Source organism: Pseudomonas sp. NC02 (assembly GCF_002874965.1).
GTDB lineage: Bacteria > Pseudomonadota > Gammaproteobacteria > Pseudomonadales > Pseudomonadaceae > Aquipseudomonas.
The window spans coordinates 6,200,909-6,226,726 of sequence record NZ_CP025624.1; the positions used below are offsets into that span (position 1 = coordinate 6,200,909).

Annotated in this window: 20 protein-coding genes, 6 tRNA genes and 3 rRNA genes; 7 read left to right on the forward strand and 22 right to left on the reverse strand. The window is 56.1% G+C overall.

Annotated features, from left to right (window positions below):
- Nucleotides 1–2: 2 nt before the first annotated feature.
- From rpoB to tyrS, 20 genes are all read right to left on the reverse strand, one after another.
- Entirely contained in the window at nucleotides 3–4,076 is a 4,074-nt protein-coding gene (gene rpoB, locus C0058_RS29200) for a DNA-directed RNA polymerase subunit beta (protein ID WP_102370005.1), read from the reverse strand.
- Nucleotides 4,077–4,296: 220 nt separating this feature from the next.
- Complete coding sequence (rplL, locus tag C0058_RS29205) at nucleotides 4,297–4,662, reverse strand: 50S ribosomal protein L7/L12 (RefSeq protein ID WP_003210093.1); 366 nt, start codon at nucleotides 4,660–4,662, stop codon at nucleotides 4,297–4,299.
- A 78-nt stretch (nucleotides 4,663–4,740) separates the two neighbouring features.
- Nucleotides 4,741–5,241, reverse strand: coding sequence for a 50S ribosomal protein L10 (gene rplJ, locus C0058_RS29210; RefSeq protein WP_102370006.1), 501 nt, complete (start codon nucleotides 5,239–5,241; stop codon nucleotides 4,741–4,743).
- Nucleotides 5,242–5,439: 198 nt separating this feature from the next.
- Nucleotides 5,440–6,135: a 50S ribosomal protein L1 gene (rplA, locus tag C0058_RS29215; RefSeq protein ID WP_003176434.1), complete on the reverse strand. Its 696-nt coding sequence runs from the start codon at nucleotides 6,133–6,135 to the stop codon at nucleotides 5,440–5,442.
- A complete protein-coding gene (rplK, locus tag C0058_RS29220) occupies nucleotides 6,135–6,566 on the reverse strand; it encodes a 50S ribosomal protein L11 (protein WP_003210097.1) in 432 nt (143 codons plus the stop codon). The genes rplA and rplK overlap by 1 nt, the downstream gene beginning before the upstream one ends.
- A 117-nt stretch (nucleotides 6,567–6,683) precedes the next feature.
- Complete coding sequence (gene nusG, locus C0058_RS29225; RefSeq protein ID WP_003176436.1) at nucleotides 6,684–7,217, reverse strand: transcription termination/antitermination protein NusG; 534 nt, start codon at nucleotides 7,215–7,217, stop codon at nucleotides 6,684–6,686.
- 9 nt (nucleotides 7,218–7,226) lie between these two features.
- Nucleotides 7,227–7,595 (reverse strand): preprotein translocase subunit SecE, encoded by a 369-nt coding sequence (gene secE, locus C0058_RS29230; protein ID WP_003210099.1) that lies wholly within the window; start codon nucleotides 7,593–7,595, stop codon nucleotides 7,227–7,229.
- A 45-nt stretch (nucleotides 7,596–7,640) separates the two neighbouring features.
- Nucleotides 7,641–7,716: transfer RNA gene (locus tag C0058_RS29235), tRNA-Trp, on the reverse strand.
- A 163-nt stretch (nucleotides 7,717–7,879) separates the two neighbouring features.
- Nucleotides 7,880–7,955, reverse strand: a tRNA-Thr gene (locus C0058_RS29240).
- Between the two features lie 26 nt (nucleotides 7,956–7,981).
- A tRNA-Gly gene (locus C0058_RS29245) sits at nucleotides 7,982–8,055 on the reverse strand.
- Between the two features lie 23 nt (nucleotides 8,056–8,078).
- Nucleotides 8,079–8,163, reverse strand: a tRNA-Tyr gene (locus C0058_RS29250).
- A gap of 143 nt (nucleotides 8,164–8,306) precedes the next feature.
- On the reverse strand, nucleotides 8,307–8,753 hold the full coding sequence (locus tag C0058_RS29255) for a hypothetical protein (protein WP_102370007.1): 447 nt from the start codon (nucleotides 8,751–8,753) through the stop codon (nucleotides 8,307–8,309).
- Between the two features lie 7 nt (nucleotides 8,754–8,760).
- Entirely contained in the window at nucleotides 8,761–9,510 is a 750-nt protein-coding gene (locus tag C0058_RS29260) for a pantothenate kinase (protein WP_008436414.1), read from the reverse strand.
- Nucleotides 9,500–10,459, reverse strand: a complete 960-nt coding sequence (gene birA, locus C0058_RS29265) for a bifunctional biotin--[acetyl-CoA-carboxylase] ligase/biotin operon repressor BirA (protein WP_003210105.1) — start codon at nucleotides 10,457–10,459, stop codon at nucleotides 9,500–9,502. Before birA ends, C0058_RS29260 begins: the two co-directional genes overlap by 11 nt.
- A 168-nt stretch (nucleotides 10,460–10,627) precedes the next feature.
- Nucleotides 10,628–10,743: ribosomal RNA gene (gene rrf, locus C0058_RS29270) — 5S ribosomal RNA — on the reverse strand.
- A 153-nt stretch (nucleotides 10,744–10,896) separates the two neighbouring features.
- Nucleotides 10,897–13,790, reverse strand: a 23S ribosomal RNA gene (locus C0058_RS29275).
- Between the two features lie 224 nt (nucleotides 13,791–14,014).
- Nucleotides 14,015–14,090 (reverse strand) — tRNA-Ala (locus C0058_RS29280).
- Nucleotides 14,091–14,100: 10 nt separating this feature from the next.
- Nucleotides 14,101–14,177 (reverse strand) — tRNA-Ile (locus tag C0058_RS29285).
- A 124-nt stretch (nucleotides 14,178–14,301) separates the two neighbouring features.
- A 16S ribosomal RNA gene (locus C0058_RS29290) occupies nucleotides 14,302–15,837 on the reverse strand.
- The 16S, 23S and 5S rRNA genes sit together here with 2 tRNA genes alongside, the layout of an rRNA operon.
- A gap of 552 nt (nucleotides 15,838–16,389) precedes the next feature.
- Nucleotides 16,390–17,589, reverse strand: a complete 1,200-nt coding sequence (gene tyrS, locus C0058_RS29300) for a tyrosine--tRNA ligase (RefSeq protein ID WP_003210928.1) — start codon at nucleotides 17,587–17,589, stop codon at nucleotides 16,390–16,392.
- A gap of 211 nt (nucleotides 17,590–17,800) precedes the next feature.
- Between tyrS and C0058_RS29310 the strand changes: the two genes are divergently transcribed.
- Both C0058_RS29310 and C0058_RS29315 read left to right on the forward strand, forming a co-directional pair.
- Nucleotides 17,801–19,216 (forward strand): peptidoglycan DD-metalloendopeptidase family protein, encoded by a 1,416-nt coding sequence (locus C0058_RS29310; RefSeq protein ID WP_102370008.1) that lies wholly within the window; start codon nucleotides 17,801–17,803, stop codon nucleotides 19,214–19,216.
- Nucleotides 19,217–19,219: 3 nt separating this feature from the next.
- Nucleotides 19,220–20,311, forward strand: coding sequence for an anhydro-N-acetylmuramic acid kinase (locus C0058_RS29315; RefSeq protein ID WP_102370009.1), 1,092 nt, complete (start codon nucleotides 19,220–19,222; stop codon nucleotides 20,309–20,311).
- 66 nt (nucleotides 20,312–20,377) lie between these two features.
- Here the strand turns inward: C0058_RS29315 and erpA are convergent, their stop codons facing one another.
- Both erpA and argC read right to left on the reverse strand, forming a co-directional pair.
- The gene (erpA, locus tag C0058_RS29320; RefSeq protein WP_003176443.1) at nucleotides 20,378–20,728 is read right to left on the reverse strand and encodes an iron-sulfur cluster insertion protein ErpA; all 351 of its coding nucleotides are present in this window, start codon (nucleotides 20,726–20,728) and stop codon (nucleotides 20,378–20,380) included.
- 162 nt (nucleotides 20,729–20,890) lie between these two features.
- Nucleotides 20,891–21,925, reverse strand: a complete 1,035-nt coding sequence (gene argC / locus C0058_RS29325; protein WP_003210935.1) for an N-acetyl-gamma-glutamyl-phosphate reductase — start codon at nucleotides 21,923–21,925, stop codon at nucleotides 20,891–20,893.
- 136 nt (nucleotides 21,926–22,061) lie between these two features.
- On the opposite strand from argC, the gene hemJ reads away from it, so the two are divergent.
- The 5 genes from hemJ to C0058_RS29350 all read left to right on the forward strand — a co-directional run bounded on the left by hemJ (nucleotide 22,062) and on the right by C0058_RS29350 (nucleotide 25,748).
- A complete protein-coding gene (gene hemJ, locus C0058_RS29330) occupies nucleotides 22,062–22,490 on the forward strand; it encodes a protoporphyrinogen oxidase HemJ (protein WP_003210937.1) in 429 nt (142 codons plus the stop codon).
- Between the two features lie 24 nt (nucleotides 22,491–22,514).
- Nucleotides 22,515–23,483, forward strand: coding sequence for a nitronate monooxygenase family protein (locus tag C0058_RS29335; protein WP_008434459.1), 969 nt, complete (start codon nucleotides 22,515–22,517; stop codon nucleotides 23,481–23,483).
- 63 nt (nucleotides 23,484–23,546) lie between these two features.
- Nucleotides 23,547–24,512, forward strand: coding sequence for a DUF805 domain-containing protein (locus C0058_RS29340; RefSeq protein ID WP_102370010.1), 966 nt, complete (start codon nucleotides 23,547–23,549; stop codon nucleotides 24,510–24,512).
- A 62-nt stretch (nucleotides 24,513–24,574) separates the two neighbouring features.
- The gene (locus C0058_RS29345; protein WP_003210941.1) at nucleotides 24,575–25,363 is read left to right on the forward strand and encodes an SDR family oxidoreductase; all 789 of its coding nucleotides are present in this window, start codon (nucleotides 24,575–24,577) and stop codon (nucleotides 25,361–25,363) included.
- A 46-nt stretch (nucleotides 25,364–25,409) separates the two neighbouring features.
- Complete coding sequence (locus tag C0058_RS29350) at nucleotides 25,410–25,748, forward strand: histidine triad nucleotide-binding protein (protein ID WP_003210943.1); 339 nt, start codon at nucleotides 25,410–25,412, stop codon at nucleotides 25,746–25,748.
- Nucleotides 25,749–25,818: the final 70 nt, after the last annotated feature.

The window sequence follows — 25,818 nt, forward strand, 5'->3', positions numbered from 1 at the left end:
TGTTATTCGGTTTCCAGATCGATATCGATGCCGAGGGAACGAATTTCTTTGATCAACACGTTGAAAGACTCGGGCATGCCCGGCTCCATACGGTGATCGCCGTCCACGATGTTTTTGTACATCTTGGTCCGACCGTTCACATCGTCCGACTTCACTGTGAGCATTTCTTGCAGAGTGTAAGCAGCACCGTATGCTTCCAGTGCCCAGACCTCCATCTCCCCGAAACGCTGACCACCGAACTGAGCCTTACCACCCAGCGGCTGCTGGGTAACCAGGCTGTACGAACCGGTAGAACGAGCGTGCATCTTGTCGTCTACCAAGTGGTTCAGCTTCAGCATGTACATGTAGCCAACAGTAACCGGGCGCTCAAACTTGTTGCCGGTACGGCCGTCGAACAGCTGCATCTGGCCGCTTTCTGGCAGGTCTGCCAGTTTCAGCATGGCCTTGATTTCGCTTTCCTTGGCACCGTCGAACACCGGGGTAGCCATTGGAACGCCGCCGCGCAGGTTCTTCGCCAGATCCAGGATTTCCTGGTCGGAGAAGGTGTCCAGCTCTTCGTTGCGACCGCCGATCTCGTTGTAGATCTCGTGCAGGAACTTGCGCAGGTCTGCGACCTTGCGCTGCTCTTCGATCATACGGTTGATCTTCTCGCCCAGACCTTTGGCCGCGAGGCCCAGGTGGGTTTCAAGGATCTGACCAACGTTCATACGCGAAGGTACGCCCAACGGGTTGAGGACGACGTCTACCGGGGTGCCATTGGCATCGTGCGGCATGTCTTCAACCGGCATGATCACGGAGACCACACCTTTGTTACCGTGACGACCGGCCATCTTGTCGCCCGGCTGGATGCGGCGACGGATTGCCAGGTAAACCTTGACGATTTTCAGCACGCCTGGAGCCAGGTCATCGCCCTGCTGCAGTTTGCGCTTCTTGTCTTCGAACTTGTCGTCCAGCAGACGGCGACGATCGACGATGTAGGCCTGGGCCTTCTCGAGCTGCTCGTTCAGAGCATCTTCAGCCATGCGCAGTTTGAACCACTGCCCGTGCTCAAGACCGTCGAGCACTTCGTCGGTGATGTCCTGACCTTTCTTCAGACCTGCGCCGCCTTCAGCCTTGTGGCCTACCAGGGCGGAACGCAGACGTTCGAAGGTCGCGCCTTCAACGATACGGAACTCTTCGTTCAGATCCTTGCGGATCTCGTCGAGTTGGGTCTTCTCGATGGACAGCGCACGAGCATCACGCTCAACGCCGTCACGGGTGAAGACCTGTACGTCGATGACAGTGCCCTTGGTACCGGTAGGTACACGCAGGGAAGTGTCTTTAACGTCGCTGGCTTTTTCACCGAAGATGGCACGCAACAGCTTCTCTTCCGGAGTCAGTTGGGTCTCGCCTTTCGGAGTGACCTTACCTACCAGAATGTCGCCTGCGCCAACTTCAGCACCTACGTAAACGATACCGGCTTCGTCCAGCTTGTTCAGTGCAGCTTCACCCACGTTCGGGATGTCTGCAGTGATTTCCTCTGGCCCAAGCTTGGTGTCACGCGCCACACAGGTCAGTTCCTGAATGTGGATCGTGGTGAAGCGATCTTCCTGAACCACACGCTCGGACAGGCAGATGGAGTCTTCGAAGTTGTAACCGTTCCAGGCCATGAACGCGATGCGCATGTTCTGACCCAGTGCCAGCTCACCCATATCGGTGGACGGACCGTCTGCCATGATGTCGCTGCGCTGAACCCGATCACCCTTGCTGACCAGCGGACGCTGGTTGATGCAGGTGTTCTGGTTGGAGCGGGTGTATTTGGTCAGGTTGTAGATGTCGACACCGGCTTCGCCAGTTTCAACTTCGTCATCGGCAACACGAACCACGATACGGCTGGCATCAACGGAGTCGATCACGCCGCCACGACGAGCCACGACGCAAACGCCGGAGTCACGGGCTACGTTACGCTCCATGCCGGTACCTACCAGCGGCTTGTCAGCGCGCAGGGTCGGTACAGCTTGACGCTGCATGTTGGAACCCATCAACGCACGGTTGGCGTCATCGTGTTCCAGGAACGGGATCAGCGACGCTGCAACCGAAACTACCTGCTTCGGCGATACGTCCATCAAGGTGACGTCTTCCGGCGCCTTGACGGTGAACTCGTTCAAGTGACGAACAGCTACCAGCTCGTCGATCAGCATTTTCTTGTCGTTCATCGTGGCCGAAGCCTGAGCGATCACGTGATCAGCTTCTTCGATGGCGGACAGGAACACGATCTCGTCGGTGACCAGTGCGTCTTTCACCACGCGGTACGGGCTCTCGAGGAAGCCGTACTGGTTGGTGCGCGCATAGGCAGCCAGGGAGTTGATCAGGCCGATGTTCGGACCTTCCGGCGTTTCAATCGGGCATACACGACCGTAGTGAGTCGGGTGTACGTCACGAACTTCAAAGCCTGCACGCTCACGAGTCAGACCGCCCGGGCCCAGTGCGGAAACACGGCGCTTGTGGGTGATCTCGGAGAGCGGGTTGTTCTGGTCCATGAACTGCGAGAGCTGGCTGGAACCGAAGAACTCTTTCACCGCCGCAGCCACTGGCTTGGCGTTGATCAGGTCTTGCGGCATCAGGCCTTCGCTTTCGGCCATCGACAGACGCTCTTTGACCGCACGCTCAACACGTACCAGGCCAACGCGGAACTGGTTCTCGGCCATTTCGCCTACGCAGCGAACACGACGGTTACCCAGGTGGTCGATGTCATCGACGATGCCTTTGCCGTTACGGATGTCGACCAGGGTCTTCAGTACCGCGACGATGTCTTCCTTGCACAGCACGCCCGAACCTTCGATCTCGGTACGACCGATACGACGGTTGAACTTCATCCGGCCGACCGCAGACAGGTCATAGCGCTCAGGGCTGAAGAACAGGTTGTTGAACAGGGTCTCGGCAGCGTCTTTGGTTGGTGGCTCGCCAGGACGCATCATGCGATAGATCTCGACCAGCGCTTCCAATTGGTTGCTGGTGGAGTCGATCTTCAGGGTGTCGGAGACGAACGGGCCGCAGTCGATGTCATTGGTGTACAGGGTCTCGATGCGAACAACCTGGGACTTGGCGATTTTCGCCAGGATCTCGGTGTTCAGCTCGGTGTTGCATTCAGCCAGGATTTCGCCGGTGGCCGGGTGCACGATGACCTTGGCGGTGGTGCGACCCAGGACGTAGTCCAGAGGCACTTCCAGCGTCTTGATACCGGCTTTTTCGATCTGGTTGATGTGGCGCGCGGTAATACGGCGGCCGGCTTCAACGATGACCTTGCCTTTGTCGTCCTGGATGTCCAGAACGGCAATCTCACCACGCAGGCGCTGAGGCACCAACTCCAGGCTGAGGGTTTCGCCGCTCAGGTGGAATACGTTAGTGGTGTAGAAAGCGTCCAGCACTTGCTCAGTGGTATAGCCGAGCGCGCGCAGCAGTACCGAGGCCGGCAGCTTGCGACGACGGTCGATACGCACGAACACGCAGTCTTTCGGGTCGAACTCGAAGTCCAACCACGAACCGCGGTACGGAATGATCCGCGCGGAGTACAGGAGCTTGCCGGAGCTGTGCGTCTTGCCGCGGTCGTGGTCAAAGAACACGCCCGGGGAACGGTGCAGCTGGGAAACGATAACGCGCTCGGTACCGTTGATAACGAAGGTACCGTTCTCAGTCATCAGGGGGATTTCACCCATGTAGACTTCTTGCTCTTTGATGTCCTTGATCGCTTTGTTCGACGACTCTTTGTCGAAGATGATCAGACGGACTTTTACCCGCAAAGGTACGGCGTACGTAACACCGCGCAACACGCATTCTTTGACATCAAATGCCGGTTCGCCCAGGCGATAACCGACGTACTCCAGCGCAGCATTGCCGGAGTAGCTGATGATCGGGAAAACGGATTTGAAGGCCGCATGCAGGCCCACGTCGCGGAACTGATCTTTGGTCGCTCCCGTCTGCAAGAATTCACGATACGAATCCAGCTGGATAGCCAGAAGGTACGGGACATCCATGACGTCCGGCAACTTGCTAAAGTCCTTGCGGATACGTTTTTTCTCAGTATATGAGTAAGCCATCAGCGTTCCCCAGCTTGGTCACCTGCTTGTTTGGCCCCTCCCGACGGGAGCAGCCAGAAAATCTTGCAAACCCCATGGTTTGCGCCACCGCATCGGGTGGTTACAGCGCGTTATAGGCGACGACCGAGTCGATTGCCAATAACGGAAAAAGGCCGGTGGCAAGAGCCACCAGCCATCAGCCTTCAGCTTAACGCTTGGGCTGGAGACGCAAGGTCGATGCTTACTTCAGCTCGACTTTAGCGCCTGCTTCTTCCAGCACTGCTTTAGCTTTGTCAGCTGCGTCTTTCGACACTGCTTCCAGAACCTGGGCAGGGGCGCCGTCAACTACTGCCTTGGCTTCTTTCAGGCCCAGACCGGTCAGTTCACGTACTGCCTTGATCACGTTTACTTTCTTCTCGCCAGCTTCCAGCAGCATGACGTTGAATTCGGTTTGCTCTTCAGCAGCAACAGCGGCAACAGCTGGGCCAGCCGAAGCAGCGGCAGCGGAAACACCGAATTTTTCTTCGAAAGCTTTGATCAGCTCAACAACCTGCAGAACCGACATTTCAGCTACGGCGTTGAGGATATCGTCTTGGGAGATAGACATTGCTGTAATTCCTGAATTGGGGGACGGCCTACGCGGCCATCGAAATAAACAAAAATACGCGAGAGGAGATGCTCAGCCTTAGGCTGCGGCAGCTTCTTTTTGCTCGCGAACTGCGGCCAGAGTACGAGCCAACTTGCTGGTAGCGCCTTGAATCACGCTCATCAGCTGAGAAATAGCTTCGTTACGGGTCGGCAGTGTTGCCAGTACGTCGATTTGGTTAGCTGCGAGGAACTTGCCCTCGAACGCAGCTGCCTTGATCTCGAACTTATCCTGACCCTTGGCGAATTCCTTGAACAAACGGGCAGCAGCGCCAGGATGTTCCTTGGAGAACGCAATCAGGGTCGGGCCGGTGAACACGTCGTTGAGGACACTGTATTCAGTGTCAGCAACAGCGCGCTTGAGCAGGGTGTTACGTACAACACGTACGTATACGCCAGCTTCACGAGCCTCTTTACGGAGTCCGGTCATAGAGCTTACTGTCACACCACGGGCATCAGCCACGACAGCGGACAGAGCAGCTTTGGCAGCCTCGTTGACTTCAGCGACGATGGCCTTCTTGTCTTCGAGATTAATTGCCACGGGTTTAACTCCTGCTTGTTACCGTTTCATCTGGCCTGGGCCGGATGTCGTTTTGGTGTCTGATTCGGTAAGGAACCGGGAGCACCATCTGCGTAGGCTTGTGGTTTAAGACTTGCGTCGCCTACGGTCTTGGATAGCCCCCGCCAGGCAGGGACCCCAATCTTTCAATTGGCGCAATTACTTGCGCCAATTTGTGTCTTATACGTCCAGCGAGCCTTGGTCGATGACCAGACCTGGGCCCATAGTGGTGCTCAGGGTAACGCGCTTGACGTAGATACCTTTCGAGGAAGCTGGCTTGATACGCTTCAGATCAGCGATCAGGGCTTCAACGTTTTCCTTCAGCTTGACGGCATCAAAGCCGACTTTGCCAACGGAGGTGTGAATGATGCCGTTTTTGTCGGTGCGATAACGAACCTGACCAGCCTTGGCGTTTTTAACCGCGGTAGCTACGTCTGGAGTCACGGTGCCGACTTTAGGGTTAGGCATCAGACCACGTGGACCAAGGATCTGACCCAGCTGACCTACAACGCGCATTGCATCCGGGGAAGCAATTACGACGTCATAGTTCAGGTCGCCGCCTTTCATTTCGGCAGCCAGGTCGTCCATGCCAACGCGATCGGCGCCGGCGGCCAGAGCAGCTTCAGCTGCTGGGCCTTGGGTGAAGACAGCTACACGTACGGTCTTGCCAGTACCGTGTGGCAGCACAGTAGCGCTACGAACGACCTGGTCGGATTTACGTGGGTCAACGCCCAGGTTTACAGCAACGTCAACAGACTCGCTGAACTTGACAGTCGACAGCTCGGTCAGCAGAGCAGCAGCGTCTACAAAATTGTAGGACTTGCCCGCTTCGATTTTGCCGGCGATAGCCTTTTGGCGCTTGGTCAGCTTAGCCATTACACACCCTCCACGTTAAGGCCCATGCTACGAGCAGAACCGGCGATGGTACGCACGGCTGCATCCATATCAGCTGCAGTCAGATCCGCGTTTTTGGTTTTCGCGATTTCTTCCAGCTGAGCACGGGTCACGGTGCCAACCTTAACGGTGTTAGGACGAGCGGAACCGCTAGTCAGACCAGCAGCTTTCTTCAACAGAACCGAAGCCGGGGTCGACTTGGTTTCGAAGGTGAAGCTACGGTCGCTGTATACAGTGATGATCACTGGAGTCGGCAGACCTGGCTCAATACCCTGAGTACGGGCGTTGAAGGCCTTGCAGAATTCCATGATGTTCACGCCGTGCTGACCCAGAGCTGGACCAACAGGTGGGCTTGGGTTGGCCTGAGCGGCCTTCACTTGCAGCTTGATGTAAGCGGTAATCTTCTTGGCCATGAGGCACTCCAATTACGGGTTCGAACGCCTCGAAAGGCTCCCCGGTTACTTGCGCGTTTATCCCAGTGACGACAAAACCCCACAGCCTAAGGCTGCGGGGTTGGGATGCTTGCTCAGCTAGACTTTTTCGACCTGGCTGAACTCTAGCTCTACCGGAGTAGAGCGACCGAAAATGAGCACTGCCACTTGGATCCGGCTCTTTTCGTAGTTAACTTCTTCGACGGTGCCGTTAAAATCAGCGAACGGACCATCTGTGACACGAACAACCTCACCCGGCTCGAACAACGTCTTCGGCTTGGGCTTGTCGCTACCATCAGCAACGCGACGCAGAATTGCTTCTGCTTCTTTGTCAGTGATCGGAGCAGGCTTATCAGCGGTACCGCCGATGAAACCCATGACGCGAGGAGTGTCCTTGACCAAGTGCCAAGTACCCTCATTCATGTCCATTTGAACCAGCACGTAGCCAGGGAAGAACTTACGTTCGCTTTTGCGTTTCTGGCCATTACGCATTTCAACCACTTCTTCAGTGGGAACCAGAATTTCGCCGAAGCCATCTTCCATGCCTGCCAGCTTTACGCGCTCTAGCAAAGAGCGCATGACATGCTTCTCGTAACCCGAGTAAGCATGCACAACGTACCAACGCTTAGCCACGGGACACCCTTAGCCAACAATCAAGGAAACAAGCCAGCCGAGCAGGGAATCAAGCCCCCACAACAGCAACGCCATAACCAGAACAACAGCTACCACGATCAACGTGGTCTGCGTGGTTTCTTGGCGAGTCGGCCAAACGACTTTACGGATCTCGGTACGAGCTTCCTTCACCAGGACCGCAAACGACTTGCCTTTTGCAGTCTGCAGGCCAACAAAGGCAGCAACAGCAGCAAGGGCGAGCAATGCGAGGACACGGTACAGGATTGGCGACCCAGAGTAGTACTGGTTGCCAACAACGCCTACAACCACAACAGCGACTACTACAAGCCACTTGAGCAGATCGAAGCGAGAGCCTTGAGCTTCAGCCTTAGGAGTCATCTATGAAGATCCTGTGAAAAGAAAGCCAGACACACCAAGTGAATCTGGCAGGTCAGGAGGGAATCGAACCCCCAACCTACGGTTTTGGAGACCGTCGCTCTGCCAATTGAGCTACTGACCTAAAACAAAATCAGGCCGACAATTATGCCGATCTGAAAAAGACTTTACAACAACAAACCCCTGCAGACCTGAAACCCACCCAAACAAAACAGCGAGAGAGGGCATATTCAACCGGAGGTAGCTGTTAAAACAAAGGCAGATATTTTCATATCTGCCTTGTTATATGGAGCTCTTGAGCGGATTTGAACCGCTGACCTCACCCTTACCAAGGGTGTGCTCTACCAACTGAGCTACAAGAGCGAAACAACTTGCACAACCTGCAAACTTGGAGCGGGTAGCGGGAATCGAACCCGCATCATCAGCTTGGAAGGCTGAGGTTCTACCACTAAACTATACCCGCGGAGCTTGCAGCTCACGCTAAAATGGTGGAGGGGGAAGGATTCGAACCTTCGAAGTCGTAGACGTCAGATTTACAGTCTGATCCCTTTGGCCGCTCGGGAACCCCTCCTAAGCGAGCCGGCATTCTACATCATGCCAGCCTTCTGTCAAGCATTTTCTCATTAAAAAATATGAGGTTAGCTGCATTGACCTTCGCTTCACCCTGTCGACCTAGAAGGTCTTCACTGCGAAGCGGGCGCCATTCTATGCAAACTATTCGAAGGTTGCAATGCCTTCGCACGGCATTATTTTATGTTTTAACTCATTGAATTCATTAGCAAGGTTTTCAAAGGGCAGATCATCGGCCAGACGCCTGCTTTCAGGGGCCACTCGCAGCCAGTATCCCGACGCATCAGGCAGGTTCAGAGACAGCAGCCTGACCTTGATATCCAGGCTGGTGAGGCGCTGCTCAACGGACTGAGCCTCTTTCTGATCAGGCAAACCGCCGATATACAAGCACGTCGCCTGCGCATCAGGCGCTTTTGCCCTGTCTCGCCGAACCATCGCATCAGCCGATTCGCTCAACAGGCGGATATCTTGCTGAGAACCACGATAGAGAGCCAAAGGCGTGACATCTTTAGCGCGCAGAGGGGCCTCCTGCTGATGCCAGATGTAATAGAAGACATTGAGGACCAGCAAAAGCAGAAACAGCCAACGCATAAAAACCTCAGGACAAAGGGCACGCCATCGCCAAGCCAACAAAAACCAGATCAGGGACAAGCCTACCGTGAGGCACAGCGTCAGCCACGAGCTCAGCGTCCCCACCGGTAAGGAAGACGGTAAAATCGCTCCCCCAATAGCTTCGAGCCAACTCCAGCTGGGTCAACACAAAACCCCTCAGCATGAGCGTACAGCCGCGCTCTACCGCCTCCACAGTTGTGCGCCCTGGAGACAGCGCCTCAAGAGCCCGTTCAGCGGCGATATCGTCATAGCGTATTTTGCGGGTATGTGTTCGAAGCTGATTACGCATCAGCGGCATCCCCGGACAAATGAAACCGCCGAGATGCTCACCGTCTGCGGAAATGAAGTCCGCTGTTGCGGCGGTGCCAAAATCGAGCACCAGGCACGCGCCCGACGCCAGCTGAAACCCACCCAGCATCGCGAGCCAACGATCCAGTCCCAGGCGCTCGAAATCTTCGTACCCGTTCCGCACCCCACCCATCTGCCTCGCCGAAGCAGCACACAGCACCTTGACGCCAAATGCCTCGACCAGGGTAGCGACCAGTTGACTTGTCTCATCCGAAGCGCGAACACTCACCAGCCGGCAGTCTTTTAACGCGAGCCCCGGGAGCGCGAACAGGCTGTCGATCAGCGAGGCATCCGACCCAACGACACCTTCGGCAAAGATACGAGCCTTATCCGACTCAAGTACCCGCCATTTGATAAAGCTATTCCCACAGTCGAGCTCAAGAATCATCACGCAACCTCAGGCTTAGCTCACCACCGCTATATACTTTCTCAACACCATCCACGCTCAACCGCAATGCGCCTTGCCCATCGACCCCCAGCACCACGCCGTCAATCTGGTTCACGCCCGCGATGAGCGATACAGGCCGGCCCTGCCATAAATGGCTTTGCTCCCACTCACCCTGAATTGCCGAAAAGCCAGATGCCTGGTGACGCTCAAGATAAGCCTGCAGCTGCACTCCAAGACGCGCTACCAGGTAGTTGCGATCAACAGCACTGCCGCTCTCCAACTGTACGGAGCTCCATTGCTGATCGACCTCATCCGCCTTCTGCATGTTCACGTTGATGCCGATACCAATAACGACGTGACAGACGTCAGCGGGATCCCCGACCAGTTCCAGGAGAATTCCGGCGATCTTTTTCTGCCCGACCAAAACGTCATTTGGCCACTTCAACCCTGCACCACGAACACCCGCGTCGCGCAGCGCCTGCATAACTGCAAGTCCGACCACCAGGCTTAGCCCTTCCAACTGACGCATGCCGCCTTCGATCCGCATCACAAGGCTGTAGTAGACGTTTTGAGCGAAAGGACTGACCCACTTTCGTCCGCGCCTTCCCCTGCCTGCAGTTTGCTGCTCTGAAAGCACAAGAAATGGCGCAGTGCGACCCGATTCAATCAGCCGCAATGCCTCGGCATTGGTAGAGTCAATGGAGTCAGAGATATGAACAGGCCATGCAGGAACAGGTACATGCCGAGCTATTTCATCGGCACTTAACAGTATCAGGGGCGCAGCCAACTGATACCCCCTGCCGCGCACTTTATGGATAGGTAGACCCAATTCCGCCTCGAGATGCTGAAGCTGCTTCCATACAGCACTGCGACTGACACCCAAGGCAGCACCGAGCGCCTCCCCGGAGTGGAATCGACCATCTTTTAGAAGTTTCAACAACGTCAGCATGCAGGTCTCGCCTCACAATGAGGCACGCATGATAGCCATGCATTAGGCCATTGCATAGAAAGGCAGGACGTTAGCATTGAAGATGCTTGAAATTCGACCGCCCAAATTTTCCGACCGCCCAAAACAAAACCCCTGACTGCATAAGCAATCAGGGGTTCTGGAATTTAATCTTGACGATGACCTACTCTCACATGGGGAAACCCCACACTACCATCGGCGATGCATCGTTTCACTGCTGAGTTCGGGATGGGATCAGGTGGTTCCAATGCTCTATGGTCGTCAAGAAATTCGGGTACTGAGTCGTGGCCATTTGGCCTCGCTTCAGCAAATTGGGTATGTGATAGCTTTCGGTGTTTTGCAAGATCTCGAACTTTCGGTTCGTTTCGTCTTCACACACCGCAATTTGGTCTCTTCGACGCAAATTGCTTGGGTGTTATATGGTCAAGCCTCACGGGCAATTAGTATTGGTTAGCTCAACGCCTCACAGCGCTTACACACCCAACCTATCAACGTCGTAGTCTTCGACGGCCCTTCAGGGAACTCAAGGTTCCAGTGAGATCTCATCTTGAGGCTAGTTTCCCGCTTAGATGCTTTCAGCGGTTATCTATTCCGAACATAGCTACCCGGCAATGCCACTGGCGTGACAACCGGAACACCAGAGGTTCGTCCACTCCGGTCCTCTCGTACTAGGAGCAGCCCCTCTCAAATCTCAAACGTCCACGGCAGATAGGGACCGAACTGTCTCACGACGTTCTAAACCCAGCTCGCGTACCACTTTAAATGGCGAACAGCCATACCCTTGGGACCGGCTTCAGCCCCAGGATGTGATGAGCCGACATCGAGGTGCCAAACACCGCCGTCGATATGAACTCTTGGGCGGTATCAGCCTGTTATCCCCGGAGTACCTTTTATCCGTTGAGCGATGGCCCTTCCATACAGAACCACCGGATCACTAAGACCTACTTTCGTACCTGCTCGACGTGTCTGTCTCGCAGTCAAGCGCGCTTTTGCCTTTATACTCTACGACCGATTTCCGACCGGTCTGAGCGCACCTTCGTACTCCTCCGTTACTCTTTAGGAGGAGACCGCCCCAGTCAAACTACCCACCATACACTGTCCTCGATCCGGATAACGGACCTGAGTTAGAACCTCAAAGTTGCCAGGGTGGTATTTCAAGGTTGGCTCCACGCGAACTGGCGTCCACGCTTCAAAGCCTCCCACCTATCCTACACAAGCAAATTCAAAGTCCAGTGCAAAGCTATAGTAAAGGTTCACGGGGTCTTTCCGTCTAGCCGCGGATACACTGCATCTTCACAGCGATTTCAATTTCACTGAGTCTCGGGTGGAGACAGCGCCGCCATCGTTACGCCATTCGTGCAGGTCGGAACTTACCCGACAAGGAATTTCGCTACCTTAGGACCGTTATAGTTACGGCCGCCGTTTACCGGGGCTTCGATCAAGAGCTTCGCGTTAGCTAACCCCATCAATTAACCTTCCGGCACCGGGCAGGCGTCACACCCTATACGTCCACTTTCGTGTTTGCAGAGTGCTGTGTTTTTAATAAACAGTCGCAGCGGCCTGGTATCTTCGACCGGCATGAGCTTACGGAGCAAGTCCTTCACCCTCACCGGCGCACCTTCTCCCGAAGTTACGGTGCCATTTTGCCTAGTTCCTTCACCCGAGTTCTCTCAAGCGCCTTGGTATTCTCTACCCAACCACCTGTGTCGGTTTGGGGTACGGTTCCTGGTTACCTGAAGCTTAGAAGCTTTTCTTGGAAGCATGGCATCAACCACTTCGTCATCTAAAAGATGACTCGTCATCAGCTCTCGGCCTTAGAATCCCGGATTTACCTAAGATTCCAGCCTACCACCTTAAACTTGGACAACCAACGCCAAGCTGGCCTAGCCTTCTCCGTCCCTCCATCGCAATAACCAGAAGTACAGGAATATTAACCTGTTTTCCATCGACTACGCTTTTCAGCCTCGCCTTAGGGACCGACTAACCCTGCGTCGATTAACGTTGCGCAGGAAACCTTGGTCTTTCGGCGTGGGTGTTTTTCACACCCATTATCGTTACTCATGTCAGCATTCGCACTTCTGATACCTCCAGCAAGCTTCTCAACTCACCTTCACAGGCTTACAGAACGCTCCTCTACCGCATCACCCGAAGGTGATACCCGTAGCTTCGGTGTATGGTTTGAGCCCCGTTACATCTTCCGCGCAGGCCGACTCGACTAGTGAGCTATTACGCTTTCTTTAAAGGGTGGCTGCTTCTAAGCCAACCTCCTAGCTGTCTAAGCCTTCCCACATCGTTTCCCACTTAACCATAACTTTGGGACCTTAGCTGACGGTCTGGGTTGTTTCCCTTTTCACGACGGACGTTAGCACCCGCCGTGTGTCTCCCATGCTCGGCACTTGTAGGTATTCGGAGTTTGCATCGGTTTGGTAAGTCGGGATGACCCCCTAGCCGAAACAGTGCTCTACCCCCTACAGTGATACATGAGGCGCTACCTAAATAGCTTTCGAGGAGAACCAGCTATCTCCGAGCTTGATTAGCCTTTCACTCCGATCCACAGGTCATCCGCTAACTTTTCAACGGTAGTCGGTTCGGTCCTCCAGTTAGTGTTACCCAACCTTCAACCTGCCCATGGATAGATCGCCCGGTTTCGGGTCTATTCCCAGCGACTAGACGCCCTATTAAGACTCGCTTTCGCTACGCCTCCCCTATTCGGTTAAGCTCGCCACTGAAAATAAGTCGCTGACCCATTATACAAAAGGTACGCAGTCACAGAACAAAGTCTGCTCCCACTGCTTGTACGCATACGGTTTCAGGATCTATTTCACTCCCCTCTCCGGGGTTCTTTTCGCCTTTCCCTCACGGTACTAGTTCACTATCGGTCAGTCAGTAGTATTTAGCCTTGGAGGATGGTCCCCCCATATTCAGACAAAGTTTCTCGTGCTCCGTCCTACTCGATTTCATGACTAAGAGATTTTCGCGTACAGGGCTATCACCCACTATGGCCGCACTTTCCAGAGCGTTCCGCTAATCTCAAAGCCACTTAAGGGCTAGTCCCCGTTCGCTCGCCACTACTAAGGGAATCTCGGTTGATTTCTTTTCCTCAGGGTACTTAGATGTTTCAGTTCCCCTGGTTCGCTCCATACACCTATGTATTCAGTGTAAGGTAACCATCTTATGATGGCTGGGTTCCCCCATTCAGACATCTCCGGATCAAAGTCTGTTTGCCGACTCCCCGAAGCTTTTCGCAGGCTACCACGTCTTTCATCGCCTCTGACTGCCAAGGCATCCACCGTATGCGCTTCTTCACTTGACCATATAACCCCAAGCAATCTGGTTATACTGTGAAGACGACATTCGCCGAAAATTCGCAATTACTTACAAATTTTACCTTAGCCTGATCCGTTACCAGTGAAAGTAACGTTCAGTCTATCTTTCTATCACATACCCAAATTTTTAAAGAACGATCTAATCAAAGACTAGAAATCAATATTCATTGGCGAATATTCATTTCTAAACTCTAACAGTAGAAACAGTTAATGGTGGAGCCAAACGGGATCGAACCGTTGACCTCCTGCGTGCAAGGCAGGCGCTCTCCCAGCTGAGCTATGGCCCCATAACAAAATTGGTGGGTCTGGGCAGATTCGAACTGCCGACCTCACCCTTATCAGGGGTGCGCTCTAACCAACTGAGCTACAGACCCAATTTCGAGCGCGTAACTGATTAGCTAAGAGCTATCAGCTTGGAGCTTAAAGCTGCTTCTATCGTCTTCTTCAATGAATCAAGCAATTCGTGTGGGAACTTATGGAGCAGCTGATGTCGTCGATTAAGGAGGTGATCCAGCCGCAGGTTCCCCTACGGCTACCTTGTTACGACTTCACCCCAGTCATGAATCACACCGTGGTAACCGTCCCCCGAAGGTTAGACTAGCTACTTCTGGTGCAACCCACTCCCATGGTGTGACGGGCGGTGTGTACAAGGCCCGGGAACGTATTCACCGCGACATTCTGATTCGCGATTACTAGCGATTCCGACTTCACGCAGTCGAGTTGCAGACTGCGATCCGGACTACGATCGGTTTTCTGGGATTAGCTCCACCTCGCGGCTTGGCAACCCTCTGTACCGACCATTGTAGCACGTGTGTAGCCCAGGCCGTAAGGGCCATGATGACTTGACGTCATCCCCACCTTCCTCCGGTTTGTCACCGGCAGTCTCCTTAGAGTGCCCACCATTACGTGCTGGTAACTAAGGACAAGGGTTGCGCTCGTTACGGGACTTAACCCAACATCTCACGACACGAGCTGACGACAGCCATGCAGCACCTGTCTCAATGTTCCCGAAGGCACCAATCTATCTCTAGAAAGTTCATTGGATGTCAAGGCCTGGTAAGGTTCTTCGCGTTGCTTCGAATTAAACCACATGCTCCACCGCTTGTGCGGGCCCCCGTCAATTCATTTGAGTTTTAACCTTGCGGCCGTACTCCCCAGGCGGTCAACTTAATGCGTTAGCTGCGCCACTAAGAGCTCAAGGCTCCCAACGGCTAGTTGACATCGTTTACGGCGTGGACTACCAGGGTATCTAATCCTGTTTGCTCCCCACGCTTTCGCACCTCAGTGTCAGTATCAGTCCAGGTGGTCGCCTTCGCCACTGGTGTTCCTTCCTATATCTACGCATTTCACCGCTACACAGGAAATTCCACCACCCTCTACCATACTCTAGCTCGTCAGTTTTGAATGCAGTTCCCAGGTTGAGCCCGGGGATTTCACATCCAACTTAACGAACCACCTACGCGCGCTTTACGCCCAGTAATTCCGATTAACGCTTGCACCCTCTGTATTACCGCGGCTGCTGGCACAGAGTTAGCCGGTGCTTATTCTGTCGGTAACGTCAAAACAGCAAAGTATTAATTTACTGCCCTTCCTCCCAACTTAAAGTGCTTTACAATCCGAAGACCTTCTTCACACACGCGGCATGGCTGGATCAGGCTTTCGCCCATTGTCCAATATTCCCCACTGCTGCCTCCCGTAGGAGTCTGGACCGTGTCTCAGTTCCAGTGTGACTGATCATCCTCTCAGACCAGTTACGGATCGTCGCCTTGGTGAGCCATTACCCCACCAACTAGCTAATCCGACCTAGGCTCATCTGATAGCGCAAGGCCCGAAGGTCCCCTGCTTTCCCCCGTAGGACGTATGCGGTATTAGCGTCCGTTTCCGGACGTTATCCCCCACTACCAGGCAGATTCCTAGGCATTACTCACCCGTCCGCCGCTCTCAAGAGAAGCAAGCTTCTCTCTACCGCTCGACTTGCATGTGTTAGGCCTGCCGCCAGCGTTCAATCTGAGCCATGATCAAACTCTTCAGTTCAAACATCTTTGGGTTTTTAAGAAACCCTAAACTTGGCTCAGCAATCGTTGGTTACATCTTTGATTTCTCGCGGAGTAACTTGTGATGCTGATAATCTTGTTGACTATCAGTCTGACTCCACAAGCACCCACACGAATTGCTTGATTCAGTTGTTAAAGAGCGGTTGGTTAAGATCTTTCGTCTCAACCGAGGCGCGCATTCTACAGCAGCCTCATTTGCTGTCAAGTGATTATTTTCAGAAGTTTTCAAAGTTTCCTTTGTAACTTCAACCACTTGCGCTTCCGATCTCTCGTTAGCGGGAGGCGAATTCTACAGCGTTACACGCTGCTGTCAACACCTCTTTTTCTCCGCTTTCGACCGAGAGGATCGAAACGTTAATAGGGCCAAACAACACTGCCTTACTAACTCCTTCTGGGCTTCGATGATCTGAAGCTACTCGCTGTCGAAACCTACATAACTCTTTGTTTACCAAGGAGTTTTCCGTTTCGACTGCGCCGGAAGTGGGGCGAATTATAGACAGATATAAAACGCCGTCAACAGTTAATTTCAGGTTTATTCGGATTTAAGCGTAATACGCGCAAATGCCTTCTTGCCGGCCTGGCAAACGTGGGTCGCGCCCAGCTCGTATATAAAGGTGCGATCGACAACCTCACCATCTATACGCACACCGCCAGACCCCAGAAGGTCGCGCGCCACCGCCGAGTTCTTCACCAGGCCCGCCTTATTAAGGACGGCAGCGATCGGCATTGCCTCGCCAGCAGTCAATTCAATCTCAGGCAGATCATCCGGCAGCTCGCCATCCTTCATACGGTTACCCGCAGCACGGTGAGCACTGGCCGCAGCCTCTTCACCATGGAAGCGCGCAACAATCTCTTCAGCCAGCTTGATCTTCACATCCCGCGGGTTAGCCCCAGCTTCCACTTCAGCACGCAATGCATTGATCTCATCCATCGAGCGGAAACTCAACAGTTCGAAGTAACGCCACATCAGCGCATCCGGAATCGAAACCAGCTTACCGTACATCACACCCGGCGCCTCCTGGATACCGACATAGTTACCCAGGGACTTGGACATCTTCTTGACGCCATCCAGCCCTTCCAGCAACGGCATCGTCAGAATGCACTGAGCCTCTTGCCCATACGCACGCTGCAGCTCACGCCCCATCAGCAGGTTGAACTTCTGATCAGTACCGCCCAGCTCGACATCGGCACGCAACGCCACCGAGTCATACCCTTGAACCAATGGGTACAGGAACTCATGGATAGCGATCGGCTGATTAGTGGAGTATCGCTTATCGAAGTCATCGCGCTCGAGCATGCGAGCAACGGTGTACTGGGACGTAAGACGAATGAAATCCGCCGGCCCCATCTGATCCATCCAGGTGGAGTTGAAGGCAACCTCGGTCTTGGCCGGATCAAGAATCTTGAAGACCTGGGTCTTGTAGGTCTCGGCGTTATCGAGAACCTGCTCACGGGTCAGCGGCGGACGCGTAGCGCTCTTGCCGCTCGGATCGCCGATCATCCCGGTGAAGTCACCTATAAGGAAGATCACCTGATGCCCCAGTTCCTGGAACTGGCGCAGCTTATTAATAAGCACCGTATGCCCAAGGTGCAGATCCGGCGCCGTCGGATCAAAGCCGGCCTTAATACGCAGGGGCTGGCCACGCTTGAGCTTTTCGATCAGCTCAGCTTCGACCAACAGTTCTTCCGCACCACGTTTGATCAGCGCTAGCTGCTCTTCAACCGACTTCATAACAGACCCGCAAGGCTCAGATTCAAAAGGGAACCAACCATACAAGATCAGGGACTAATTACAAGTTTTGCCCTGCGCACGGACACCGTTCAGCAAGCCCAGCGTTCGCAAGCTTGCACCACAGATGATTTGGTTATATTTTATACAGTTATTTCATCTTCATCATGTCATTCATCTTTTCCAATTCATCTTTTCAAAGTCAAAATTACTTATGACCACAGAACCGTCTAAAGCGCCGCCGCTTTACCCGAAGACCCACCTGCTCGCCGCAAGTGGGATCGCCGCCCTTCTGAGCCTGGCACTCCTGATATTTCCTTCCAGCGACGTAGAAGCCAAACGAACGACCCTAAGCCTTGACCTTGAAAGTCCGGTTGAGCAACTGACACAAGATCAAGACGCTTCCGACGCACTTCAAGCCACAAATGGCGCAGCCGAATCGCCGTTTGCCCAGATCGAAAGCAGCGCCGAAGACACCAAGGAAACCGCGCAGGCCGAACCTGCGGTAGTAGAGGCACCCAAGAACCCGCTGCACCGGGAAGTCATTGTTGCCAAGGGCGACACCCTTTCGACCCTGTTCGAAAAGGTCGGCCTCCCCGCCGCGACGGTCAACGATGTACTGGCAAGCGACAAGCAGGCCAAGCAATTCACCCAACTCAAGCATGGCCAGAAGCTTGAATTCGAACTGGCGCCCGACGGCCAGTTGACCAACCTGCACAGCAACGTCAGCGACCTGGAAAGCATCACCCTGACCAAAGGCGCCAAGGGCTTTGCGTTCAACCGCATCACCACCAAGCCGGTCATGCGCTCCGCCTATGTACACGGCGTGATCAACAGCTCGCTGTCGCAGTCCGCCGCCCGCGCCGGCCTGTCCCACAGCATGACCATGGACATGGCCAGCGTGTTTGGCTACGACATCGACTTCGCCCAGGACATTCGCCAGGGCGACGAATTCGACGTGATCTACGAACAGAAGGTCGCCAACGGCAAGGTCGTCGGCACCGGTAACATCCTTTCTGCGCGGTTTACCAACCGTGGCAAGACCTACACCGCCGTGCGCTACACCAACAAACAAGGCAACAGCAGCTACTACACCGCCGACGGCAACAGCATGCGCAAGGCGTTCATCCGTACCCCGGTTGACTTCGCCCGTATTAGCTCGCGTTTCTCGATGGGTCGCAAGCATCCAATTCTGAACAAAATTCGCGCTCACAAAGGCGTCGACTACGCCGCCCCGCGTGGCACGCCGATCAAGGCTGCCGGTGACGGCAAGGTCTTGCTGGCTGGTCGCCGTGGCGGCTACGGCAACACCGTGATCATCCAGCACGGGGCCACCTACCGCACGCTGTATGGCCACATGCAAGGTTTCGCCAAGGGCATCCAGACCGGCGGCAACGTCAAGCAGGGCCAGGTGATCGGTTACATCGGCACTACCGGGCTGTCCACCGGCCCGCACTTGCACTACGAGTTCCAGGTCAACGGCGTGCACGTCGACCCACTGGGCCAGAAGCTGCCAATGGCCGACCCGATCGCCAAGGCCGAGCGCGCTCGCTTCCTGCAGCAGAGCCAGCCATTGATGGCCCGCATGGACCAGGAGCGCTCTACTCTCCTGGCTTCGGCGAAGCGCTAAGCCATGTCGCTCTATATAGGTGTGATGTCCGGGACCAGCCTTGATGGCCTGGACATTGCGCTGACCGAGCAAGGCCCGGCGATCAAGCTGATCGCCACCCACTACATCCCCATGCCTGAATCCCTGCGTTCCGAGCTGCTTGGCCTGTGCGCCAGCGGCCCGGACGAGATTGCCCGTTCGGCGCTCGCGCAGCAGAACTGGGTGACGCTTGCCGCCCAAGGTATTCACGCCCTACTCGATCAGCAGAACCTCAAGCCCCAGGACATTCGAGCGATTGGCAGCCACGGCCAAACCATTCGTCACGAACCTGCACGGGGTTTTACCGTGCAGATCGGCAACCCGGCACTGCTCACCGAATTGACCGGAATCACCGTCGTCAGTGATTTCCGTAGCCGCGATGTCGCCGCCGGAGGCCAAGGCGCCCCGCTGGTGCCTGCATTTCATGAGGCATTGTTTGGCGAGCGCACGGGCAACCGCGCCGTGCTGAATGTGGGCGGCTTCAGCAACCTCAGCCTGATCGAGACCGGCAAACCGGTCGCGGGCTTCGACTGCGGCCCGGGGAATGTCCTGCTGGATGCCTGGATTCACCAGCAACGCGGCGAGAACTTCGACCGCGATGGCCAGTGGGCTGCCAGCGGAAAAATTGAACCCCAGCTACTCAAGGCATTGCTCAGCGATCCGTTCTTTGTGACCAAGGGGCCAAAAAGCACCGGTCGCGAGGTCTTCAACCTGGGATGGCTTGAGCATCACCTGGGACGATTGCCGCCATTCGCAGCCCAGGACGTGCAAGCCACATTGCTCGAGCTGACTGCCCTGACCATCGTCGAATCCCTGCAAACCGCCCAACCACAGACCGAAACCCTGCTGGTCTGCGGCGGCGGCGCCCACAACGCAACCCTGATGAGCCGCCTGAGCGCCCTGCTGCCGGCGACCCAGGTCAGCAGCACCGCCACCTGCGGCGTAGACCCTGACTGGGTCGAAGCCATGGCGTTCGCCTGGCTGGCCCATTGCTGCCTGGAAGGCATCGCCGCCAACCGCCCCAGCGTCACCGGCGCCCGCGGCCTTCGTGTACTCGGCGCGATCTACCCCGCCTGAATCCCACACAGCAAAACGCCGCTTGGCCCTATCAAGGCCAAGCGGCGTTTTTATATCCGCTGTCGATCAGATCGAGAACGAAGACCCGCAACCACAAGTGGTGGTGGCATTCGGGTTCTTGATCACGAAGCGCGAACCTTCCAGACCTTCCTGATAGTCCACCTCGGCTCCTGCCAGGTACTGGAAGCTCATCGGATCGACAACCAGGCTGACGCCCTCGCGCTCAACGATGGTGTCGTCATCGGCCACGTCTTCATCGAAGGTAAAACCGTACTGAAACCCTGAACAACCGCCGCCCGTAACAAATACGCGCAGCTTCAAGCGATCATTACCCTCTTCATCGACCAGGCTCTTCACCTTGTGCGCAGCACCGTGGGTGAATTGCAAAGCCGTGGGGGTGAAGGATTCAACGCTCATGCTGATAATCTCCCGGCGTAGCGCCGCCATATGCGTGATGGCGGGCATTATCCGCTTCTCCTAGAAAAGCGGTCAACTATTGTTACGGTATATCAATCTGCGCAGCGGCCATTAAAAACACGAAAGGCCCGATCAACGGGCCTTTGCGCAACAGCAGAAAATTTACGGCAGCATGCCCGCGTGGGACAGGCCCAGCTTCTCATCCAGGCCAAACAGGATGTTCATGTTCTGCACAGCCTGGCCCGAAGCGCCCTTGACCAGGTTGTCGATGACCGACAATACCACCACCAGGTCACCATCCTGTGGACGATGCACTGCGATACGGCACACGTTGGCACCGCGCACGCTGCGGGTCTCCGGGTGGCTGCCCGCCGGCATCACATCGACGAACGGCTCATTGGCATAGCGCTTTTCAAACAGCGCCTGCAGGTCTACCGAGCGATCAACGACTGTCGCATACAGTGTGGAGTGGATCCCGCGGATCATCGGTGTCAGGTGCGGAACAAACGTCAGGCCGACATCCTTGCCCGCAGCACGACGCAGCCCCTGGCGAATTTCCGGCAAGTGACGATGGCCTTTGACTGCATAGGCTTTCATGCTTTCCGACGTCTCGGAGTAAAGCGAACCTACAGCGGCCCCACGACCAGCACCACTGACGCCCGACTTGCAGTCAGCAATCAGCCGCGATGCATCCGCCAGCCCGGCTTCCAGCAATGGCAGGAAACCCAACTGCGTAGCCGTCGGATAGCAACCCGGCACAGCGATCAGGCGTGCTTGCTTGATCTGCTCACGATTGACTTCCGGCAGGCCGTACACCGCCTCTTCCAGCAACTGCGGTGCACCGTGAGGCTGGCCGTACCACTTGGCCCACTCATCGGCGTCCTGCAGGCGGAAGTCTGCCGACAAGTCGATCACCTTGGTGCCGGCGGCCAGCAACTCGCCCGCCAGGGCATGGGCCACACCGTGAGGCGTGGCAAAGAACACCACATCACACGCGCCCAGGGTCTTGATATCCGGAACGCTGAACGCCAGGCCGTCATAGTGGCCTCGCAGGTTCGGGTACATATCGGCCACAGCCAGGCCGGCCTCGGATCGGGAAGTGATCACCACCACCTCAGCTTGCGGATGCTGAGCCAACAGACGCAGCAATTCGACACCGGTGTAACCCGTGCCGCCGACGATACCGACCTTGACCATAAACCTGCCCTCAACGAACCCACTGGAAAGCCGTCGATAATAGGGTTCGTATCGTCCTGCGACAACCTTCAACATGACGTGTAGACGCAAGAGCCACTACTATCTTCAGCTACCGTGAACCTGGGAATAACTAAAAATGCTTTATCTATGGGTCAAAGCCTTTCATATCGTCAGCATCGTCTGCTGGTTTGCCGCGCTGTTCTACCTTCCGCGCCTGTTCGTCTACCACGCCCAAAGCGAGGACACCATCAGCAAGGAACGCTTCAGCGTGATGGAGCGCAAGCTGTACCGCGGCATCATGGGCCCGGCGATGATCGCCAGCCTGGTGTTCGGCGGCTGGCTGATCTACCTCAACCCGGCCATCTTTCAATCCGGCGGGTGGATCCACGCCAAGTTGACTCTGGTAGTACTGCTCATCGGCTACCACCATATGTGCGGCGCGCAGGTAAAACGTTTCGCCCGTGGCGAAAACACCCGCAGCCATGTCTTTTATCGCTGGTTCAATGAAGTGCCAGTTCTGATATTGCTGGCTATCGTAATTTTGGTCGTGGTCAAACCGTTCTAATCTCTATTACTCGGGGTACTTCCAATGTCGCTGCCCGCTTCGCTCGAACAAAATCTGCGCCTGCCCGTCGTGGCTGCGCCGATGTTTCTGATCTCCAACCCGCAACTGGTGCTGGCCTGCTGCCGCAACGGGATCGTCGGCAGCTTCCCTGCCCTCAACCAGCGGGAAAGCAGCGGCTTCAAGGCGTGGCTGGAAGAAATCGAAGCGGGCCTGGCGCTGCTGGATAACCCGGCGCCCTATGCGGTCAACCTGATCGTGCACAACAGTAACCCGCGGGTGGAAGCTGACCTGGCGATCTGCGTCGAGCACAAGGTGCCGATCGTCATCACCAGCCTGGGCGCGGTGAAAGAATTGGTAGACGCGGTGCATAGCTACGGCGGCCTGGTATTCCACGATGTCACCACCCGGCGCCACGCCGAAAAAGCCGCTGAAGCCGGCGTCGATGGCCTGATCGCCGTTGCGGCGGGCGCCGGTGGCCACGCCGGCACCTGGAGCCCGTTCTCGCTGATCGCAGAAATCCGTCAGTTCTTCGACAAAACCCTGCTGCTCGCCGGCTGCCTGAACCACGGCCACGAAATCCTCGCCGCGCAACTGCTCGGCGCCGACCTGGCCTATTTCGGCACGCGTTTTATCGGCACCACCGAAAGCCATGCCCCGGATGCCTATAAAGAGATGCTGCTCACATCGCGCGCCGCCGACATCGTGCACACTCCAGCCGTCTCCGGTGTTCCCGCAAGCTTCATGCGCCAGAGCCTGGAAAATGCCGGTTTCGACCTCGCCGCGCTGCAAGGCAAGGGTGAAGTCAATTTTGGCTCCAAGCTCAAGCCACTCAACGACGAAGCCAAAGCCTGGAAGACCGTGTGGTCCGCCGGCCAGGGCGTCGGAGAGATTGATGATTTGCCCAGCGTCGATGAACTCGTGGCCCGCCTGGATGCCGAATACCGCAAGGCGCTCGAGCATGCGGCACAATTGCCTGAACGCTGGCCACGCTGATCCGCGATCCAAAGCCTGCTGATCAAGGCAGGCCTCCCCTATTCAAGTGACAAGGATGCCCGCATGAGCGACAACCGTTTCAAGATTGTGTTTGATGGCGCATTGCTCCCGGGTGTCGAAAGCACCACCGCCAAGCTGAACCTCGCCGAGTTGTTCAAAAGTGATGTCGACGCGATCGAAAAGCTTTTCACCGGCCGCCCGGTCGCGCTGAAACGCGACCTTTCCCGCGCCGATGCCGAGACCTATCTGCAAGCGCTGAAAAACGCCGGGGTGGATGCGCGGATAGAAGAAGAGCAGCCGGTCGCCTTCAGCCTTGCCGAAACCCATGAAACGGACTCCGGCAGCGCGACTGACTACACCCGCCCCGCCGCATCGCCTTACGCCCCGCCCCGGGCCGCGGTTGGCGAGAACCTGCCGGAGTTTTCCACCCTTAAGGTATTCACCGTCAACGGCCGGATCGGACGCCTGCGCTTCCTGGCGTGGACGCTGGTGCTGAGCGTGGTGATCCTCCTCGTCTCAAGCGTGTTCTTCACCGTCGGACTTGGTATCGCTGCGGTCTCTCCGACGATTGCCATGGTCATTGGCTTCCTGGTGGGGATTGCCATACTCGTGGCCGCTGTGTGGGTCAGCGTACAGATCACCGTGCAGCGCCTGCATGACCTGGGCTGGTCCGGCTGGCTGTGGTTCCTGCACCTGGTGCCCTTCGTTGGCAGCATCTTCCCGATCCTGCTGATGGTCCTCCCCGGTAACACGGGCGCAAACCAGTACGGCCCGCCACCACCGCGTAACTCCACTGCGGTGAAAATCCTCTCCGCATTGTGGCTCGCATTCATTCCGCTGGTATTTGCCGGCGCGGTGTTGGTGGGCATGAGCGGCTACCTGGATCAACTGGAAAGCGATGTAGGCGGCAGCTACGAAAGCAGCTCCATCAACTCCGATGACGACAGCGACCAGGCCACCACCGTCGATGAAGTCGATGTGCAAAGTGCTGACGACACAGCCGAACCTGTAGACTCTACGCAACAGTGAAAAACGCCCGACGCCTGTGACGCCTCTGTCACAGGCCCGGTAGCGTTGCGATGGAGAAACGCATGACCCGTTACGCTCTGATCACCGGTGCCTCCAGCGGCATCGGCCTGGCCTTGGCCGAAGCACTGGCCCGTCGCGGCCGCAGCTTGATTCTGGTGGCCCGCCAGCGTGATCAGTTGGAAAGCATTGCAATCGAATTGACTCAGCGCTTCGGCGTCGAGGTGCTGTTCCGCGCCTGTGACCTGGGCGAGCCCCTGCGGCTCTCCGGGTTCCTGCTGGAACTGGAAGAAGGCGAGCGGCAGATCGACCTGCTGGTCAACTGCGCCGGCATCGGTACCAGCGGCCCGTTCCTGGCGCAGGACTGGATGACCGAGCAGGACCTGATGGAGGTCAACATCCTCGCCCTGACCCGCATGTGCCACGCCCTCGGCAACGCCATGGCCCTGCACGGCGGCGGGCAGATTCTCAACGTCGCGTCGGTTGCCGCGTTCCAACCCGGCCCGTGGATGAGCACTTACTACGCCAGCAAGGCCTACGTGCTGCACTTTTCCGAAGGCTTGCGCGAGGAACTGAAGACCTGCGGCATCAAGGTTTCCGTTCTTTGCCCCGGCCCGACCCGCACCGCATTCTTCGGCACCGCCCAAATGGACACCGCCAAGCTGGATCGCAGCCAACAGTTGATGAGCCCGGAAGAAGTCGCGCTCTACACCGTGCGTGCGCTGGCCAGGAACAAAGCCATCATCATTCCCGGCCGGCGTAATCGCTGGCTGGCGTTCAGCCCGCGCCTGAGCCCGCGCTGGCTGACCCGCAAGATTGCCGGCGCGATCAACAAGGCCTATTGCCCGCGCTGATCGCCTGAGTACACTCACCCTGCACTTTCACAATGGAGAAACAGCTGTGGATACTCTGTTCACCAAGATCATCAACAGAGAAATACCCGCGAAGATCATCTACGAGGATGACCAGGTCCTGGCCTTCCACGACATCGCGCCAATGGCACCCGTGCATTTCCTGGTGATTCCGAAAAAGCCGATCCGCACCCTCAACGACCTCACCGAGGAAGACAAGGCGCTGGCCGGGCATATCCTGTTCACCGCCCAGCGCCTGGCGGTTGAGCAAGGCTGCGAAAAGGGCTTCCGTGTGGTGATGAACTGCAACGAAGATGGCGGACAGACCGTTTATCACATCCACATGCATGTTCTGGGTCAACGCCAGATGAACTGGCCGCCGGGCTGAGCACTACCTGTGGCAAGGGAGCTTGCTGTGGCGAGGGAGCTTGCTCCCGCTGGGCTGCGTAGCAGCCCCA

Excerpts from the sequence above, each read along its gene's own strand:
- rplL (WP_003210093.1), bottom strand. The coding sequence starts at position 4,662 with ATGTCTATCTCCCAAGACGATATCCTCAACGCCGTAGCTGAAATGTCG.
- C0058_RS29340 (WP_102370010.1), top strand. The coding sequence starts at position 23,547 with ATGAGCGACAACCGTTTCAAGATTGTGTTTGATGGCGCATTGCTCCCG.
- rpoB (WP_102370005.1), bottom strand. The coding sequence starts at position 4,076 with ATGGCTTACTCATATACTGAGAAAAAACGTATCCGCAAGGACTTTAGC.
- secE (WP_003210099.1), bottom strand. The coding sequence starts at position 7,595 with ATGACTCCTAAGGCTGAAGCTCAAGGCTCTCGCTTCGATCTGCTCAAG.
- C0058_RS29315 (WP_102370009.1), top strand. The coding sequence starts at position 19,220 with ATGTCGCTCTATATAGGTGTGATGTCCGGGACCAGCCTTGATGGCCTG.
- C0058_RS29345 (WP_003210941.1), top strand. The coding sequence starts at position 24,575 with ATGACCCGTTACGCTCTGATCACCGGTGCCTCCAGCGGCATCGGCCTG.
- C0058_RS29255 (WP_102370007.1), bottom strand. The coding sequence starts at position 8,753 with ATGCGTTGGCTGTTTCTGCTTTTGCTGGTCCTCAATGTCTTCTATTAC.
- argC (WP_003210935.1), bottom strand. The coding sequence starts at position 21,925 with ATGGTCAAGGTCGGTATCGTCGGCGGCACGGGTTACACCGGTGTCGAA.
- tyrS (WP_003210928.1), bottom strand. The coding sequence starts at position 17,589 with ATGAAGTCGGTTGAAGAGCAGCTAGCGCTGATCAAACGTGGTGCGGAA.
- rplK (WP_003210097.1), bottom strand. The coding sequence starts at position 6,566 with ATGGCCAAGAAGATTACCGCTTACATCAAGCTGCAAGTGAAGGCCGCT.
- hemJ (WP_003210937.1), top strand. The coding sequence starts at position 22,062 with ATGCTTTATCTATGGGTCAAAGCCTTTCATATCGTCAGCATCGTCTGC.
- rplA (WP_003176434.1), bottom strand. The coding sequence starts at position 6,135 with ATGGCTAAGCTGACCAAGCGCCAAAAGGCTATCGCCGGCAAAATCGAA.
- erpA (WP_003176443.1), bottom strand. The coding sequence starts at position 20,728 with ATGAGCGTTGAATCCTTCACCCCCACGGCTTTGCAATTCACCCACGGT.
- C0058_RS29260 (WP_008436414.1), bottom strand. The coding sequence starts at position 9,510 with ATGATTCTTGAGCTCGACTGTGGGAATAGCTTTATCAAATGGCGGGTA.
- C0058_RS29335 (WP_008434459.1), top strand. The coding sequence starts at position 22,515 with ATGTCGCTGCCCGCTTCGCTCGAACAAAATCTGCGCCTGCCCGTCGTG.
- C0058_RS29310 (WP_102370008.1), top strand. The coding sequence starts at position 17,801 with ATGACCACAGAACCGTCTAAAGCGCCGCCGCTTTACCCGAAGACCCAC.
- birA (WP_003210105.1), bottom strand. The coding sequence starts at position 10,459 with ATGCTGACGTTGTTGAAACTTCTAAAAGATGGTCGATTCCACTCCGGG.